The sequence below is a fragment of the Maribacter sp. MS6 genome (genome assembly GCF_056839185.1).
Map to the genome: position 1 here is coordinate 1,948,842 of NZ_CM166389.1, position 17,275 is coordinate 1,966,116.

General features: G+C 40.4%; 12 protein-coding genes. 8 read left to right on the plus strand and 4 right to left on the minus strand.

Features of this window, described 5'->3' with window-relative positions; genetic code table 11:
- The first annotated feature begins 16 nt into the window (after nucleotides 1-16).
- From MS6x_RS08635 to MS6x_RS08660, 6 genes are all read left to right on the plus strand, one after another.
- Complete coding sequence (locus MS6x_RS08635) at nucleotides 17-175, plus strand: hypothetical protein (RefSeq protein WP_482606875.1); 159 nt, start codon at nucleotides 17-19, stop codon at nucleotides 173-175.
- A complete protein-coding gene (locus MS6x_RS08640) occupies nucleotides 165-1,349 on the plus strand; it encodes an aldose epimerase family protein (RefSeq protein ID WP_482606876.1) in 1,185 nt (394 codons plus the stop codon). Before MS6x_RS08635 ends, MS6x_RS08640 begins: the two co-directional genes overlap by 11 nt.
- Nucleotides 1,350-2,716: 1,367 nt before the next feature.
- Nucleotides 2,717-4,540 (plus strand): sodium:solute symporter family protein, encoded by a 1,824-nt coding sequence (locus tag MS6x_RS08645; RefSeq protein ID WP_482606877.1) that lies wholly within the window; start codon nucleotides 2,717-2,719, stop codon nucleotides 4,538-4,540.
- A gap of 49 nt (nucleotides 4,541-4,589) precedes the next feature.
- A complete protein-coding gene (locus tag MS6x_RS08650) occupies nucleotides 4,590-5,552 on the plus strand; it encodes a DUF4434 domain-containing protein (RefSeq protein ID WP_482606878.1) in 963 nt (320 codons plus the stop codon).
- Between the two features lie 4 nt (nucleotides 5,553-5,556).
- Nucleotides 5,557-6,720, plus strand: a complete 1,164-nt coding sequence (locus MS6x_RS08655) for a n-acyl-d-glucosamine 2-epimerase (RefSeq protein WP_482606879.1) — start codon at nucleotides 5,557-5,559, stop codon at nucleotides 6,718-6,720.
- Nucleotides 6,721-6,759: 39 nt separating this feature from the next.
- Nucleotides 6,760-8,625, plus strand: coding sequence for an FAD-dependent oxidoreductase (locus tag MS6x_RS08660; RefSeq protein ID WP_482606880.1), 1,866 nt, complete (start codon nucleotides 6,760-6,762; stop codon nucleotides 8,623-8,625).
- A gap of 130 nt (nucleotides 8,626-8,755) precedes the next feature.
- Here the strand turns inward: MS6x_RS08660 and MS6x_RS08665 are convergent, their stop codons facing one another.
- Entirely contained in the window at nucleotides 8,756-9,337 is a 582-nt protein-coding gene (locus MS6x_RS08665; protein WP_482606881.1) for a RidA family protein, read from the minus strand.
- Between the two features lie 167 nt (nucleotides 9,338-9,504).
- Here MS6x_RS08665 and MS6x_RS08670 point away from each other — a divergent pair, with 167 nt between their 5' ends.
- Nucleotides 9,505-10,770 (plus strand): MFS transporter, encoded by a 1,266-nt coding sequence (locus MS6x_RS08670; protein ID WP_482606882.1) that lies wholly within the window; start codon nucleotides 9,505-9,507, stop codon nucleotides 10,768-10,770.
- Nucleotides 10,771-10,836: 66 nt separating this feature from the next.
- Here MS6x_RS08670 and scpA read toward each other — a convergent pair whose 3' ends face one another.
- Both scpA and MS6x_RS08680 read right to left on the minus strand, forming a co-directional pair.
- Nucleotides 10,837-13,023, minus strand: a complete 2,187-nt coding sequence (gene scpA / locus MS6x_RS08675) for a methylmalonyl-CoA mutase (protein ID WP_482606883.1) — start codon at nucleotides 13,021-13,023, stop codon at nucleotides 10,837-10,839.
- Nucleotides 13,016-14,392 carry a methylmalonyl-CoA mutase subunit beta gene (locus tag MS6x_RS08680; protein WP_482606884.1) on the minus strand — a complete coding sequence of 459 codons (1,377 nt, stop codon included), beginning with the start codon at nucleotides 14,390-14,392 and terminating at the stop codon, nucleotides 13,016-13,018. Before MS6x_RS08680 ends, scpA begins: the two co-directional genes overlap by 8 nt.
- A gap of 343 nt (nucleotides 14,393-14,735) precedes the next feature.
- Between MS6x_RS08680 and MS6x_RS08685 the strand changes: the two genes are divergently transcribed.
- On the plus strand, nucleotides 14,736-15,581 hold the full coding sequence (locus MS6x_RS08685; protein WP_482606885.1) for a BspA family leucine-rich repeat surface protein: 846 nt from the start codon (nucleotides 14,736-14,738) through the stop codon (nucleotides 15,579-15,581).
- A gap of 149 nt (nucleotides 15,582-15,730) precedes the next feature.
- On the opposite strand, the gene MS6x_RS08690 is transcribed toward MS6x_RS08685, so the two are convergent.
- Nucleotides 15,731-17,272 carry an acyl-CoA carboxylase subunit beta gene (locus MS6x_RS08690; protein ID WP_482606886.1) on the minus strand — a complete coding sequence of 514 codons (1,542 nt, stop codon included), beginning with the start codon at nucleotides 17,270-17,272 and terminating at the stop codon, nucleotides 15,731-15,733.
- Nucleotides 17,273-17,275 lie beyond the last annotated feature (3 nt).

The following is a 17,275-nucleotide window of genomic DNA, read 5'->3' on the forward strand; positions in this document are numbered from 1 at the left end:
ATCAAATACCAAATATATGTGGGATACGCCTATAGAGAATATTTCCGAGCCCGACGAATGGTTTCATGAAGTGTTCCAAAAAAACGGCACTCCCTACAGACAGGACGAAGCGGACCTCTTTAGAAAATTGAACGAAAAAAATAGAAACAAATACATTTCACAGTATGAAACCTAATAAACAACACTCTATCTTGTTTGTGCTCCTTGCTATAATAATGGTATTGCAATCGTGCAAGGAAGCGAAAAACAAAGATTCATTAAAAAAGGCGCAACCTAACGTGGAAACGAGTTTTGAATCTAATTTGAAGGCATCTGACTTCGATACGATATTAGACGGGAAACAGGTGAAGTTATATTGGCTTAAAAAAGGGTCGCTTCAAATGGCGATGACAAATTATGGCGGCAGAATAGTAGGCTTGTGGACACCCGACAAAAACGGAAAATTAGTGGATGTTTGTATAGGAAGGGAAAGTACCGAAGCGTACGTAAAGGGACCAGAATCCTACTTCGGAGCAACCATTGGTAGAGTTGGAAATCGTATTGCAGCAGGTAAATTCAAAATTGATGGAAAGAAATATACCATAGCCCCAAACAATAACGCCAACGCCTTGCACGGTGGCGAAAATGGTTTTCAAGATAAAGTTTGGGATGCAAACCAACCCAATGCGTATACCTTGGAATTACGTTACACCTCACCGGATATGGAAGAAGGATTCCCTGGCAACCTTAAGTCCGTAGTCGTTTACTCCCTAACGGAAGATAATAGTGTTAAAGTAGAGTATAAGGCAACTTCGGACAAGCCTACTATTGTTAATCTGACCAACCATGCTTATTTTAATCTCAATGGTGAAGGTAGCGGTACGATTCTAAATCATCGTTTACAGATAAATGCCGACGCGTTTACGCCTGTAGACCAAGGCCTGATTCCTCTAGGAGAGCTAAGACCGGTAGAGGGAACTCCCTTCGATTTTAGGGAACTGACTCCTATTGGGGAACATATCGGGGTTTCCGACGAACAACTAAGCTTTGGTGGAGGCTACGACCATAATTTTGTATTAAATGGACATGATGAATTGGAGCTTGCCCATGCTGCAAAGGTGGTCGGTGATATTTCTGGCATTGTAATGGATGTTTATACACAAGAACCTGGAATACAATTCTATTGTGGTAATTTTATGAACGCTGTGAATACCCTAAAATCTGGTGCCAAAGATGATTTTCGGTCCGCATTTTGTTTGGAGACCCAACATTTTCCGGATTCCCCTAATCAAAAGGATTTTCCGTCTATTGAATTAAGGCCGGGTGAAACTTATCATACGGTGTCTCAATACATGTTTTCGACGGAATGAGATACGTAATTCATCCATAAGATGTAGAGTCCAAGCATAAGGAGTTAAAGGATTATCATGCTATAAATTTAAAATAGAACCAGTAGTACTGTATACTCATCGTATAAGTCGAGTGTAATACATCTTTAAAACAATCCCAAAACTCGGATATGTTCCTATTAAATTTAGGTATAAAAAATAGGCTGAGATGTAAACTGTTACACGGTAGAACAGGATAGACTATACCGTTAAATTAATCACCTCTTTTAAAATCAACACTGCTATCCCGTCTTTACCCCGTAGAACTATCTTCCAAATAGGGCATAAATGTTAAATATTATACAATATAGTACCTTTTTATACATAGTACTGTAACAAAACAAACTCACCATCGTCTATTAGTTGTAAGTCAGTAACAAATAACTATTAGCAACACTAGTATACACTAGAAATTATGAAAGCATCGATCTCAGCAACAGCTACAGAATCTATTACAGGCCAGTGCTTTTCAACCTTTAGCAAAAGTAAAAGAGCACAATGGGCAGGATATAGAAAATTTAATCGATAAGTATTGACCTGGAATCGAATAACAACAGTTTGGAGAACTAAACCAACAATTAAGAAAAAGTAAATCCCAAGCGAAGCTAAAACAATACATATTTGTATCAACATAAAATTATTAATCAATTATAAATCATAAAATCATGAAAGCATCAATCACAGCAACAGCAACAGAATCTAGAACAGGACAGTACTTCTCATCCTTTAGTAAAAGTAAAAGAGCACAATGGGCGGGGTACAGACATTTTAATCGCTAATACGGTTTAAACAACATATCATTCATCAATTCAAAAACAATCATCAATTTAAAAACAACAATCATGAAAGCATCAATTACAGCAACAGCAACAGAATCTAGAACAGGACGGTATTTCTCTTCTTTTAGTAGTAGTAAACGAGCGCAATGGGCGCAATACCGAAACTTTAATCGCTAATCACGATTTGAACAACACATCAATCATCAAAAACAACGATCATGAATACCTTCATCAATCACAATCCAAAGACTTCGAGAAAATTTGTTCTCTTTTCTAATCAACAAGAAAACAAACGAATTCAATGGTCAAGACCACTACTTAACCTCTAATCAAGGTAACGGTAATCACACCAATAATGGGGATACATTTCATCAATGTATCCCCATTATTCATTTTAATCTAACCGCAACGTAAACTACCTTCTTCACTTTTGTACCTTACAGCTCTATATTTTCACTACCAATAGGGGAAATATTAACAACTTTTTTCTCAGATTCACAGAGTGAAAAACAACCGACGTCATCTAAACATTTCCTATCTTAGAAAATTCAAACTAATGCAACCAACCAAATGACACTCTCCCCTTGGGATATAGGAATCGTAATTGCCTATGTTGTTGGAGTTTTGGCACTTGGCTTTTACCTTTCCAAAAAATCTTCAAAAAATCTAGAATCCTACTTTTTAGGTGGCAACGAACTACCGTGGTACTATCTAGGACTTAGCAACGCATCGGGAATGTTCGATATTTCAGGCACCATGTGGTCCGTAGGTATTCTATTTGTTTATGGCTTAAAAAGTGCTTGGCTACCTTGGCTCTGGCCGGTATGGAACCAAGTATTTGTCTTCGTCTACCTCGCTATTTGGATGCGCCGCTCTAGTGTAATGACCGGCGCGGAATGGATTACCTTTCGTTTTGGAGATGGTCGTGGTGCTAAACTATCACATATTATCATTGTAATTTTTGCCGTTATTAGTGTTTTGGGTTTTATCGCCTATTTCTTTGAAGGGATTGGTAAGTATTGTACCTCTATCCTTCCTTGGGATATGGCTTTTGATTTCTTAGGCTATAAAATTTCCTCCGCAAGAAGCTATGCACTTATTATTTGTGGTCTCACGTCCTTATACACTGTAAAAGGAGGTATGCATAGTGTTGTCGCAACCGAAGTAATGCAGTTTGTTATAATGACAATCGCCTGCATTGGTGTGGGAATCGTTGCTTATAATAAGGTAACTGCAGAGCAGATTGCAGCGGTGGTGCCGAACACATGGGATACCCTTTGGTTTGGGTGGAACCTAGATTTGGACTGGAGCAACTCAGCCTTTCCCCAAGTAAACAACAAAATAGCATCCGACGGATTTGACCTATTTGGTATACTTTTCATATTGATGGTACTTAAAGGGGTCTTTGCCTCCATTGCAGGGCCAGTTCCTAGCTACGATATGCAACGAATTTTGGCCACAAAAACACCGGCTGAGGCTGCAAAGATGAGTTTTTTGACCATTTGTGTGCTGTATATCCCACGTTATTTTATGATTATCGGCTTTGCCGTTCTAGCGCTTGTATATTTGGGTCCGGAATTAGCTGCTATGGGCGATAATCTTGATTTTGAACAGGTACTACCGATGGCCATCAATAAATTTTTACCTGTAGGGTTAAAAGGTTTAATGCTTGCAGGTTTCTTAGCAGCCTTTATGGGAACCTTTGCAGCTTTCGTGAACTCCGCACCTGCATACATTGTAAACGACATCTATAAAAAATATATCAACCCAGGCGCACCAGATAAAAAACTAGTGCAACTAAGTATCATCTCATCTTTAGCTTTGGTGATGGTAGGAATAGGATTTGGTTTTAATGCAGGTTCTCTAAATAGTTTAATACTATGGCTTAGTTCCTCACTATATGGTGGTTATGTTGCAGCCAACGTTTTAAAATGGGTCTGGTGGCGTTTTTCTGGTAATGGCTATTTCTGGGGAATGCTATTTGGTTTAATCGCCTCAACAGTAAAATTTATCTTCTTCCCTGATTACGTAGATATTTTTGTATTTCCACTTATTTTTCTTTTCGCTCTACTTGGATGTATTGTTGGCACCTACATAGAACCACTACCCAATCGCGCACAAATAAAAACATTTTACAAACAAACAAAACCATGGGGTTTTTGGAAACCTATTAAAAAAGAGGTTATGGAAGAGGACCCTAGCTTTATCCCTAATATGGACTTTAAACGCGATAGTTTTAACGTGGTCATCGGTATTATTTGGCAGATGTCTCAAGTACTTATTCCAATGTATTTTATGTTGCGCCAAAATACGGAAATGGTGCTATGGAGTGCAGTATTGATTGTGACAAGTGTAGTACTAAAAAAATATTGGTGGGATCACCTTAAAAAATAAGTCCAGGCGAATGGCGTAACCTTGAACCTGAAATCTGAAACCATTTTTAATGCGAATAACAGGAACTTTTATAGACGAAATTAGTCACGATATTCCTCATCAAAACTGGGGGCCAAAAGAATGGGATACCGACTTCGCCCACATGAAGGCTATGGGTATCGATACCGTTATATTAATACGTTGCGGGTATCAACAATTCTTGACGTACCCTTCTGAATACCTCATCAAAGAACACAATTGCTTTGCTCCTCCGGTAGATTTAGTGAAGCTGTATCTAGAGTTGGCGGACAGGCATGGGATGACCTTTTACTTTGGCACCTACGACAGCGGAAAATACTGGAAAACAGGAGATATGCGACATGAAATCGACGTAAATCTTAACGTAATAGAAGAGGTTTATGATAGATACGGACATTACACTAGTTTTGGTGGCTGGTACTTAAGCTTGGAGCTCAGCCGAAAGACAAAAGGAGCCGTTGCCTCTATTGCCCAATTAGCTGATAAATGCAAAGCAGTAAGTAACGGCTTGCCCGTATTAATTTCACCGTGGATAGATGGTAAAAAAGCCGTCATCGCAGCATCGAATCAAATAACCAAAGAGGCTGGCATCTCTTTAAAGGAGCACGAAACGGAATGGGACGAAATCTTTGAGGGCATTAAAAATAGCGTGGATATAGTTGCCTTCCAAGACGGACATGTTGACTATAATGACTTAGAAGATTACCTGAAGCTTAACAAGCGCTTAGCAGATAAACATAAACTACAATCCTGGACCAACTCAGAATCCTTTGATCGCGATATGCCCATCAAATTTTTACCTATTAAGTGGGAAAAACTGCTATTTAAACTAAAGGCCGCAAAGAAAGCCGGCTGCGCAAAAGCGATTACGTTCGAATTCTCTCATTTTATGAGTCCACAATCGGCCTATTTACAAGCAGGTCACTTGTACAACAGGTATATGGAGAGTTCTTTATCACCAAATCAAAAAGAATTCAATAAAAATAATAAGTAGCACCTTGAAACACTACGCAGCACTTTATAAAAAAGAACTCCTAAATCAAATCTTACCCTTTTGGGAGAAGCATTCTTTAGATCAGGAATTTGGCGGGTATTTCACCTGTATTACACCAAAGGGAAAAGTTTATGATACGGATAAATTTATTTGGCTACAAGCACGACAAGTTTGGATGTTTTCTACTTTATTTCAGCAGGTAGAAGGGAAGCAAAACTGGAAAGACATCGCAAAACTCGGTGCTGATTTCCTTGTAAACCATGGCCGAGATCCACAGGGCGATTGGTACTTTTCCTTGAACCAAAAAGGAGTGCCCTTGGTACAGCCGTACAATATATTTTCAGACTGTTTTGCCGCCATGGCCTTTGGTAGGTTATATGAAATAGACCCGCAAGAGAAGTATGCTGAAATTGCCAAAACTACCTTTGAACATATCCTTCAAAGACGTCATAATCCTAAAGGCAAATACGATAAAACTTTCCCAGGCACCCGTTCTATGCAGAACTTTGCCCTGCCCATGATCTTATGTAATCTTTCCTTGGAGTTAGAACCTTTACTTGGTTTGGAGAAGGTTTCCGAGGTAACAGATAGCGTTATAAATTTGGTTATGAACACCTTTTATGACGAATCAACTGGATTAATACTGGAAAATGTTTCGGATACTGGAGAATTTGTAGATAGTTTTGAAGGCAGACTAATAAATCCTGGCCATGCGATAGAGGCCATGTGGTTTATCATGAACTTGGGTATTCGTAAAAACGATACTGCCCTCATCAACAAAGCAGAAAAAATAATGTTCCAACAACTGGAATACGGATGGGACAATAAACATGGAGGCATCCTATACTTTATGGACTGCAAGGGCTATCCACCACAACAGTTAGAACACGACCAAAAATTGTGGTGGGTGCATTTAGAAACCTTGGTAGCTTTGGCAAAAACTTACGCTTATAACCAAAATCCTAAAGCGGCGATATGGTTTAAAAAAGTGCACGACTATACATGGGAGCATTTTCGGGATATAGAAAATGGAGGCGAATGGTTCGGCTACCTCAACAAACAAGGAACGGTCTCATTAAATCTAAAAGGTGGGAAGTGGAAAGGCTGTTTTCATGTACCAAGAGCGTTACTAGAAGTTTGGAAAACCTTAGAAAATTTAAAAGACTAAAAACTTAACATCATAATTATACTAACAAAAAGCATGGGCATGATACGAAAGCTTCCCGTTAAAAATCTAAAATTCTTTTTTCTTTTCCTGTTTTGTGTTTCGATGAGCAGTGCTCAAAACCAAGTAGATATTTTGATTATCGGAGGCGGTGCCGGTGGAACTTCTGCGGGAATACAGGCGGCGCGAATGGGCGTAAGAGTTCAAATTATAGAGGCCACGCCCTGGTTAGGCGGCATGCTAACTTCGGCAGGTGTTTCTGCAATCGATGGCAATCATGAAATGCCTTCTGGTATATGGGGAGAATTTCGTCAAAAATTACGTGACCATTACGGTGGAGCGGCAGCACTGGCTACTGGCTGGGTAAGTCATACTTTATTTGAGCCGTCCATAGGAAACAAATTCCTTCAAGAAATGGCTGCTATTCCAAATTTAGACATTGCTTTTAATGCCGTATACACGGCAGTAAAAAAAGAAGGAGAAGGATGGCATGTAACCTATATAAAAAATAAAAAAACCTACACCACCTCCGCTAAACTACTGATTGATGCTACCGAAATTGGAGAATTGTTGCCTTTAGTAGGTGCCGATTTTAGATTAGGAATGGACGCGAAGAACGATACAGGCGAAACGGAGGCTCCGGAAACAAGAAATACTATTGTGCAGGATTTGACTTATGTTTTAATATTAGAGGATGTTTCAACAGATCCTGGCCGTTTTCAGGGTAAAAAAGGGCTAGTGAAGAAACCAAGAAACTACGACCCTGAAGCCTATGCTTGCGCCTGCAAAAGAGAAAATGGCGAGATGTTCGGTGGGGTGAGTAGCTGTGAGCAAATGCTGACTTACGGAAAACTACCCAACAATAAGTACATGATGAATTGGCCAAATTGTGGGAACGATTATTATGTTAACTGGCCAGATTTATCTATCAAGGAACGTCAAGAAAAACTAAAGGAAGCCAAAGCTTTTACCCAAGGATTTGTCTACTATATACAACATGAATTGGGCTTTAAAAACTTACGCATAGCGGAAGAATTCCCAACCAAAGACAACTTTCCTATGATTCCGTATGATCGAGAAGCTAGAAGGGCAAAGGGAAAAACCTTCTTAACCGTAGATCATGTAGAAAGACCTTATGATTTTAATTTTTACAGGACAGGAATTGCCGTAGGAGATTACCCCATAGACCATCATCACGATAAATTCCCAGACGCTCCAAAGATTGATTTCATTAATATAAAAGTTCCTAGCTACAATGTCCCTTTAGGAAGTTTGGTTCCAGAAAGCGTGGAGAATTTTATAGTAGCAGAAAAGAACATCAGCGTATCCAACATTGTTAACGGAGCTACAAGATTACAACCTGTAGTCTTAGGTATTGGTCAGGCTGCCGGTGCATTGGCGGCTACATCCATCTTAGAAAACAAGAACCCTTCAGAAATATCGATACGGAATGTTCAAAATACGCTGTTAAAAAGTAATGCGTACATCATGCCCTTTATCGATGTTAACAATAAGGACGCTGCGTTTACCGCCATCCAGCGCATAGGCGCTACAGGCATCCTAAAAGCTACCGGAATTCCCTTTAAATGGGCCAACCAGACTTGGTTTTACCCCAATAGAATCGTCTCTGAACACGAATGGAAAACCGGACTTTTACCCTATTTCCCAGAATTGGAAAAAATACCGGCCTCAGGCGCTGGAATCACCTTGCCCTTTATTACTTCCATAGTCCAGCTTGTAAGGCCCAACTATCCTATTGAAACGATTCAAGAAAAATGGAGTGATTGGTATATTGACCAAACATATGATGAACGTATAGAACTGAATAGGCGCAGTGTAAGTATTCTCACAGATGCCTTGTTGAACCCTTTTGAAATGGAAATAGATTGGGACGGGATAATTAAATAGTTCTTGGTTTGGGCTGTAGTTGGTAAAACAAGACTCAACTGCAATTGAAGTTTGTGTTTCGCTTAAAACTAACTACTACATACCCGTTTGTATTTGAACTTGTATTTGTGTTTGACTCTTGAGTTTATATTTAATGCTCATACACTTCAACAATCATCTCTACCTCCACGGCCATATTACCCGGTAAAGAACCCATACCTACCGCAGCTCTAGCGTGTTTGCCCGCCTCACCAAAAACAGCGACCATTAGGTCAGAATAACCATTGATTACCTTGGAATGGTCCTTGAAATCTGGTGATGCATTCACCATCCCCTTAACTTTCACTACTCTTTTTACCTTATTCAAATTTCCTAATTCAGCTTTCAATACCGATAGCTGATTAATACCTACCTCCCGAGCAGCGGCATAACCCTCTTCCACAGTTAAGTCAGCGCCTAATTTCCCAACTACATTCTCACCATTGGCTTGTTTAGGCCCTTTACCTGCCAAGAAAATAAGATTTCCGGTTCGTACGGCATGTACATAATTGGCAACAGGAGTTCCTTGGTCACGAAAAGTGATATTCAACTCCATCAGTTTCGCTTCTGGATCAAAGTCGGATGGTATTTTTTGTAAAGTACTTTCCGCTACGTCAAGTTTTGTTTCTCGGTCTGTATGCTCCCCGCAAGAAACCCCAAACAGTACGACAAGTCCAAGTAAAAATTTCTTCATCTCAGTATGCATTGACTTACAGCTATTGATAAATGTATATTTGATACAAAAATATGATAATATGTTAAGGTTTCATATCATAGAATAGGATTTACACTAAAAACCATAAAAATAATTTCATTTTTACTAGATTAGCATATTAACCAAACCAATAAAATTAATATAATATGGAAAATTCCAAAGTAAATGCGAACAGGCTGTTTTATGGGAGCTGTTTGGCGTTGATTACCACAGCATTCTCTTTTAGTATTAGGGCAGGTATTTTGCCACAATTAGGTGAAGAACTAAGCCTTTCTGGTGAGCAATTAGGATTTATTAATTCCATGTGGTTTTTAGGGTTTCCAATAGCTATGATTATTGGCGGCCTTATCTACCACAAAGTAGGTGGAAAAATAATTATGCAATTTGCCTTCTTTGCCCATGCAGTCGGAATTCTAATGACTATCTACTCCGGCAGCTATACGGGGTTGTTGATTTCCACGCTACTTATAGGACTAGGTAACGGATGTACCGAAGCAGCTTGTAATCCCATGATTGCCGATGCCTACGAAGGCACACGGATGAGCAAAATGTTGAACCGTTTTCACATGTGGTTTCCTGGTGGTATAGCAGTAGGGAGTCTGATTTCCGGATTTATGACGGATGGTATAAATCTTTCTGGAACTCAGCTTGGAGGAGGAATGAGTTGGGAAAGTCAAATTTGGATCATTATGATACCTACGGTAATCTACGCTGTCCTATTTTGGGGTCAACAATGGCCAAAAGCAAAAGTAGAAGAAGCAGCAACGCTATCCGGAAATTTCAAATCTGTATTTTCTCCCTTGTTCATATTCATAGCATTCTGTATGACGCTAACGGCGATATCCGAATTCGGCCCGAACCAATGGGTAGGATTAATATTATCCAAAAGTGGTGCTAACCCAATGATCATACTTGCCCTGACAGCAGGACTTATGGCGGTTACACGATTTTTTGGAGGTGATTTTGTTAAAAAATTCAATGTATCGGGAGTACTTTTGGGATCAGCTATTCTGGCTACCTTAGGTATATATTTATTTAGCACGCAAACCGGGGCAATGGCTTATGTAGCTGCAATCATCTTTGCTTTTGGTATCGCCCTGTTTTGGCCAAATATGATTGGTTTTGTTGCCGATAAAATTCCAAAGAGTGGTGCTTTAGGAATGTCGATTATTGGTGCAATTGGAATGTTTATGACCGGCGCGGTGCAACCTGTTATTGGAGGTTGGATAGATGCCGATAAAGCTGAAGCTATGGCGGCAGGGTTCACTGGTGATGAGTTGGAATTGATAGCGGGTCAGAATACGATGGAAAAACTGACTATTTTCCCCGGCCTTTTAATCATTCTTTTTACGATACTATACTTCTGGATGAAAAATAGAAAGAAAAGTGAGGTAGAAGTGGCTGCGGCCTAATCAAGGTTATTAATACTAAAAAGGCCCAAACAGAAAATTGTTTGGGCCTTTTTAATTTAAACTGTTTTATCTCTCAATTAACAGCTCTAATATTTCAATCGCCGCATCACTTATCTTAGTCCCAGGTCCAAATATCGCCGTAGCTCCGGCATCAATTAGGAATGGATAATCCTGTTTGGGCACTACGCCTCCAACAATGACCATAATATCTTCCCTACCGTACTTTTTGAGTTCTTCTATCACAGCAGGCACCAAAGTTTTGTGTCCCGCGGCCAAGGAAGAAACACCAAGAATATGCACATCGTTCTCCACCGCCTGTTTGGCGGCCTCCTGCGGGGTTTGGAACAAAGGACCAATATCCACATCAAAACCCAAGTCGGCATAACCTGTGGCTACTACTTTAGCGCCCCGGTCGTGCCCATCCTGACCCATTTTAGCAATCATAATGCGCGGCCTTCGGCCATCCTGCGCTGCAAAAACATCGGCGAGTTCTTGTGCTTTCTTAAAACTACTATCGTCCTTTATCGCTTTTGAATACACTCCTGTAAATGATTTTATTTCTGCTTTATGCCTTCCAAAAGCGACTTCTAGGGCGTCGCTGATCTCTCCCAAGGTTGCTCTGGCCCTCGCGGCTTCTACGGCTAAAGCTAACAAATTATCCGCAGTACCGCTCTCCATCATTTTATTTTTAGCTGCTTCGGTCAAGTTCTCCAAACAAGCGTTCACTTCCTTCGTATCCCTTTCTCGCTTTATAGTTTCCAATCGTTCTACCTGTTGTTTACGTACTGCTTGGTTGTCTACTTCCAAAATTTGTAGCGCGTCCTCTTCTTCCAATCGGTATTTATTCACCCCTACCAGTACATCCTGACCACTATCCAAACGCGCCTGTTTCCTGGCAGCTGCTTCCTCAATTCGCATTTTAGGAATCCCGGCCTCAATGGCTTTCGTCATTCCACCTAAATCCTCGACCTCGTCCATCAATTCCCATGCCTTATCCGCAAGCTCTTGGGTTAGGGTCTCCACATAAAAACTGCCCGCCCAGGGGTCCACGGTCCTAGTAATCTTGGTTTCTTCCTGCAAGTATATTTGTGTCTCCCGTGCAATTCGTGCGGAAAAATCCGTTGGTAGGGCTATGGCCTCGTCCAAAGCGTTAGTGTGTAAACTTTGTGTGCCGCCAAAAACGGCTGCCGTTGCTTCTATGGTGGTCCGGGCCACATTATTAAAGGGATCTTGTTCCGTAAGGCTCCATCCGCTGGTCTGGCAATGGGTCCGCAATGCCAAGGATTTTTCATTTTTAGGGTTAAACTGTTTTACCAATTTCGCCCATAGCATCCTTGCAGCGCGCATTTTGGCGATTTCCATAAAATGATTCATGCCAATACCCCAAAAGAAGGAAAGTCGAGGTGCAAAATCATCAATTTGTAACCCCGCTTTTATTCCAGTACGAATGTATTCTAGTCCGTCTGCCAAGGTATACGCCAATTCTATATGCGCTGGTGCACCAGCCTCGTGCATGTGATAGCCAGATATGCTGATACTGTTGAACTTGGGCATAAACTTGCTCGTATACTCAAAAATATCGGCTACCAGTTGCATGGAAGGTTTAGGTGGATAGATATAGGTGTTCCGCACCATAAACTCTTTTAGAATATCGTTCTGTATGGTACCTGACAGTAAATCCTGCGAAACGCCTTGCTCTTCTGCAGCCACAATATAAAATGCCATAATAGGCAGTACAGCACCGTTCATGGTCATGGAAACCGACATCTTATCCAAGGGAATACCATCGAAAAGGAGTTTCATATCCTCCACGGAATCAATGGCCACTCCGGCTTTTCCTACATCACCTACCACACGTTCGTGGTCACTATCATATCCTCTGTGGGTAGGCAGGTCAAAAGCAACGGATAATCCTTTTTGTCCGCCTTTTAAATTTCTTCTATAAAAGGCATTGCTCTCTTGTGCCGTGGAGAACCCGGCATATTGCCGAATTGTCCAAGGCCTTCTAACATACATCGTTGAATACGGCCCCCTTAAATAGGGTGGAATCCCTGCCGCAAAATTTAAGTGTTCAAGCGGTGCAATATCCGACTTGGAATAGGTCTTTTTTAGGTCGATGTTTTCCGCAGTAGCGTACCTTTCGTCCAGATTTGTGTAAGGCTTCTCTACGGAGCTTGTCCTCAACAAACCCGAAGGGCTGGAGGTGACAGTCTTCCTGCTTAAACTAAGATTATCTAGGCTTTTTCTACTCATCCTTCAATCTTTTTTGTTCCAAAGTTTCCGCCAAGCGTTTTTCTATAATAGGTTCTAACAAGGTTTTTCTCGCATTGGTTTTTACAAAAGGGTAAAGTTCCAAGTTCCCTTTCATTTTATCCGTCTCGTTTTGGAATTTATTGGTCCCGACCAACACTTCCTCTTGTTCATTGAAACGTTCTTGCTGTTTCTTGGCCGATTCCTTTATCTTTTCTTGGATGGTATGATCCTTTAATTGTTTTAAGAATCCACCTCCTTTTTCTATCGATTTTAAAAGTGCCAAGCTTTTTTCTGCCAGCTGCTCTGTCAGGGATTCTATATAATAGGAACCATCCGATGTATTGTTCACTTTATCAAAATAGCTTTCTTCTTTAAGGAGTACTAACTGATTCAGCGCAATACGCTCCCCAAAATTATTGGACTTGTGATACAGGGCATCATAAGGCATATTAATGACCGTGTTTGCACCTCCCAAAACTGCCGACATACATTCCGTAGTCGTCCGTAACATATTTACGTTATAATCGTAAAGCGTTTTATTTCGTTTGGAGGGATAGGCAATGATATGGCACTTCAACTGTACATCGTAAACCGAAAGCAGGTGTTCCCAAAGAATTCTCAAGGCCCTTAATTTTGCAATTTCAAAGAAATAATTTCCTCCAACGGATACTTTAAAAACCACTGATTTTATTTTGTTGAGGCTTTTGGACTGGTCCAGGTGATTTAAGTATTCATTGGCATGTGCCATGGCGTAAGCTAATTGTTGCACCATATTCGCACCTGCATTTTCATACAATGTAGCATCGACGCTCAAAACATGATCGGAATTCATTTTTAGTATCGTATCTAGAATTGTATGATCTTTCTCTAGACTGCTGTACCAGTTTCCGGTTCGCGCCAAATTTCCAATAATATCTATATTAAAATAAATGGCATCTTCATGACCCGAAGCAACCTGCAAAACCGATTGAATATAGGCCTGCGAAAGAAACTCCATCTTCAAATAAATGGAAGTGTGTTCCAGATTGATGTTCTTCAGCACCTCGGAAATAACAATCGCTTCTGACGGAATGATAAACTGTAACCGTTCTGCTCCGCTTTGTAGCGCTTTAATAGCTTTCTTATTGGCCATTGCAGCGTTACCTGCATAAATTTCTTGCCCAATAGACCAACTATGTGCTAAAATAGACGGTTCTGAACCGCTATCCGACATGGAATCGCTATGGTAAAAAGGCTTCACTTTTATCCCTTCTGGCGATTCCCAAACCAAAGTATCATTGTAATCTGCCCCTTTGAGGTCGTACTGGATTTTTTGTTTCCAGGCCTTTTCGGAGACTGATTCAAATTCGTTAAATAGTGTATTTTTCATATCCTTTACAAACATAGAGAAATATGTGGGCTTCGTAATTATTGAGTGTTGTTCAATATATTCATTCTATGGAATCTTGAAAACTTACACTGCTTATCTTAGCGTCCAAAGCTGTTTTATCCCTTAAACTGAGAGTGCCTAATCGTAATGCAAATGGCGTTATTTTTATGTTTTGCAAGTTACTTACTTATTCTGAAATCCTTTACCTAGATGTATCCGTTAAAAACGAAACATTCAGAGTTTTTTTACCCACAATTTAATTATACTATACTGCATTTATGAGCAATATCATTTTCTAGATTTAAATCCGTAACTACATTGCTATCCTAAAAACACCAAAACTATGCTTAACAGGGTTCTTCTGCTGTTCTTTCTTGGTATTATTTTCTCCTGTACAAAAGTCGAAGTAACAAGCATTTCTCACAACGATAATCCTATTTATCTTGCTTCCAACGGAATAACTATAGCATGTTACGATTGGGCCAATATTGGTGACCAAGGTGATATTAACGGTACAACATATATCATAGCAGATGAAATTACATTAAGAGAAGCCCTTGAGAATAACGAAGATGTAACAAGATTTTGTACCACTAGAGTAACAAGTATGAAAGGATTATTTAAAGGTTTTAAAATAAACCCTGATATTGGCAGTTGGGATACGAGCAATGTTACCAATATGAGCGAAATGTTCCTAGAATCAAGTTTTAACCAAAATATAGGTGATTGGGATGTAGGCAAGGTTAGCGACATGTCCTATATGTTCAGTTATTCGCCATTCAACCAAAAAATCTCAATGTGGAACGTGAACAAGGTAACCACTATGGAGCGCATGTTTGTTTTTACAACATTCAACCAAGCTATTGGCAATTGGGATGTAAGCGAAGTAACGGATATGACTGGTATGTTTAGGTATGCCGATTTTAATCAAGATATCGGCTCTTGGGATGTAAGTTCGGTGAAAAGCATGGCATACATGTTTTCCGAGTCCGATTTTAATCAAGATATCGGCTCTTGGGACGTAAGCAAGGTCACTTCGATGAATAGCATGTTTTATTCAACAGCTTTCAACCAAGATCTTAGTGGATGGAACGTGGAAAATGTGGTCAGTTGCTTTTGGTTTGACTTATACACAGAACCAACTTGGGTATTGCCCAAACCTAATTTTTCGAATTGCAATTTAAATTAGAAGAGCTGTTTTAAATTATTTCAGTATCCCTTTCGAGCAAGACCAACTATACTATTTACCGATAAATAACATCTTAATATAGTACAGGAAAACTATAATTTTATCTCGGATTTTTCTATGTTTCTTAATTATTATCTAAGGTTAAGACGTTAGAGTGGAATATTCCCATGCTTCTTTTTAGGCAAATACGTTACCTTATTTTCTAACAAGGTAAATGCCTTAATGAGTTTTCTTCGTGTATCCTTAGGAAGTATCACCTCATCTATGAAACCTCTTTCCGCAGCACTATACGGATTAGCGAATTTGTCAGCATACTCCTTTTCCTTTTCAGCCAGTTTCGCTTCCGAATCGGCTGCTTTTTGTATCTCTTTCTTGAATATAATTTCACTAGCGCCCTTTGCTCCCATAACAGCAATTTCTGCCCCTGGCCAAGCATAGTTCATGTCTGCACCAATGTGTTTGGAATTCATCACATCATAGGCACCACCATAGGCTTTTCTGGTAATCACCGTTATTTTAGGTACTGTGGCTTCGCTTAACGCGTATAACAACTTTGCGCCGTTGGTAATAATCCCGTTCCATTCTTGGTCGGTTCCAGGTAAGAAACCTGGCACATCTACCAAGACCAATAAAGGAAGATTAAAGCAGTCACAAAAACGCGTAAAACGGGCCGCTTTTTTTGAGGCATCCACATCCAGAACTCCCGCAAGACTATTGGGTTGGTTAGCAACGACACCAACGCTCCTACCCCCTATTCGTGAAAAACCGACAACGATGTTTTCTGCATAGTCTTTATGAATCTCAAAAAACGAGTTTTCGTCTATTATCCCTTTGATGACCAAGCGCATATCATAAGGCTGATTCGGGCTATCAGGAACGATATGCTCCAGCTCTTCCCGAATCTCGTTTCCAAATTCCATAGGTTTTAACGCCGGCAACTCTTCACAGTTTTGGGGCATATAGGATAGCATATCTTTTATTTGGGCAATACATTCCATATCATTCGCCGCTGTAAGGTGGGTAACTCCGGACTTTGTAGCATGGGTATTCGCACCTCCTAACTCTTCCGATGTTACTTCCTCGTTCGTCACCGTTTTAACCACATTAGGACCAGTGACGAACATATAGCTAGAATTTTCTACCATAAGCGTGAAATCTGTCATTGCCGGCGAATACACTGCCCCACCGGCACAAGGCCCCATGATTCCCGAGATTTGTGGAATGACCCCGGACGCCATTACGTTTTTATGAAAGATATCTGCATAGCCGCCCAAGGAACGTACCCCTTCCTGTATGCGGGCACCACCACTATCGTTTAGGCCGATCATGGGAACACCAATTTTGAGCGCCATATCCATCACCTTGCATATTTTCTCTGCGTGTGTTTCTGAAAGGGCACCTCCAAATACCGTAAAATCCTGAGCGAAAACACATACCTGCCTACCATTGATGGTTCCGTAACCAGTTACTACGCCATCACCGTAGAATTTTTGTTTGTCCATTCCAAAATCGGTTGTCCGATGGGTAACCAAAGCCCCTAGCTCTTCAAAAGAGCCCTCGTCCAATAAAAAATGGATGCGCTCCCTAGCCGTTAACTTCCCTTTAGCGTGTTGCTTTTTTATGCGTTCTTCTCCTCCGCCTGCTCTAGAAGCAGCTAGCTTGGCTTGCAAGTTTTTTATTTTATCGCTCATACT

Coding starts and splice junctions, on each gene's coding strand:
- MS6x_RS08680 (WP_482606884.1), bottom strand. CDS start 14,392: ATGAAAAATACACTATTTAACGAATTTGAATCAGTCTCCGAAAAGGCC.
- scpA (WP_482606883.1), bottom strand. CDS start 13,023: ATGAGTAGAAAAAGCCTAGATAATCTTAGTTTAAGCAGGAAGACTGTC.
- MS6x_RS08660 (WP_482606880.1), top strand. CDS start 6,760: ATGATACGAAAGCTTCCCGTTAAAAATCTAAAATTCTTTTTTCTTTTC.
- MS6x_RS08685 (WP_482606885.1), top strand. CDS start 14,736: ATGCTTAACAGGGTTCTTCTGCTGTTCTTTCTTGGTATTATTTTCTCC.
- MS6x_RS08650 (WP_482606878.1), top strand. CDS start 4,590: ATGCGAATAACAGGAACTTTTATAGACGAAATTAGTCACGATATTCCT.
- MS6x_RS08670 (WP_482606882.1), top strand. CDS start 9,505: ATGGAAAATTCCAAAGTAAATGCGAACAGGCTGTTTTATGGGAGCTGT.
- MS6x_RS08665 (WP_482606881.1), bottom strand. CDS start 9,337: ATGAAGAAATTTTTACTTGGACTTGTCGTACTGTTTGGGGTTTCTTGC.
- MS6x_RS08640 (WP_482606876.1), top strand. CDS start 165: ATGAAACCTAATAAACAACACTCTATCTTGTTTGTGCTCCTTGCTATA.
- MS6x_RS08635 (WP_482606875.1), top strand. CDS start 17: ATGTGGGATACGCCTATAGAGAATATTTCCGAGCCCGACGAATGGTTT.
- MS6x_RS08690 (WP_482606886.1), bottom strand. CDS start 17,272: ATGAGCGATAAAATAAAAAACTTGCAAGCCAAGCTAGCTGCTTCTAGA.
- MS6x_RS08645 (WP_482606877.1), top strand. CDS start 2,717: ATGACACTCTCCCCTTGGGATATAGGAATCGTAATTGCCTATGTTGTT.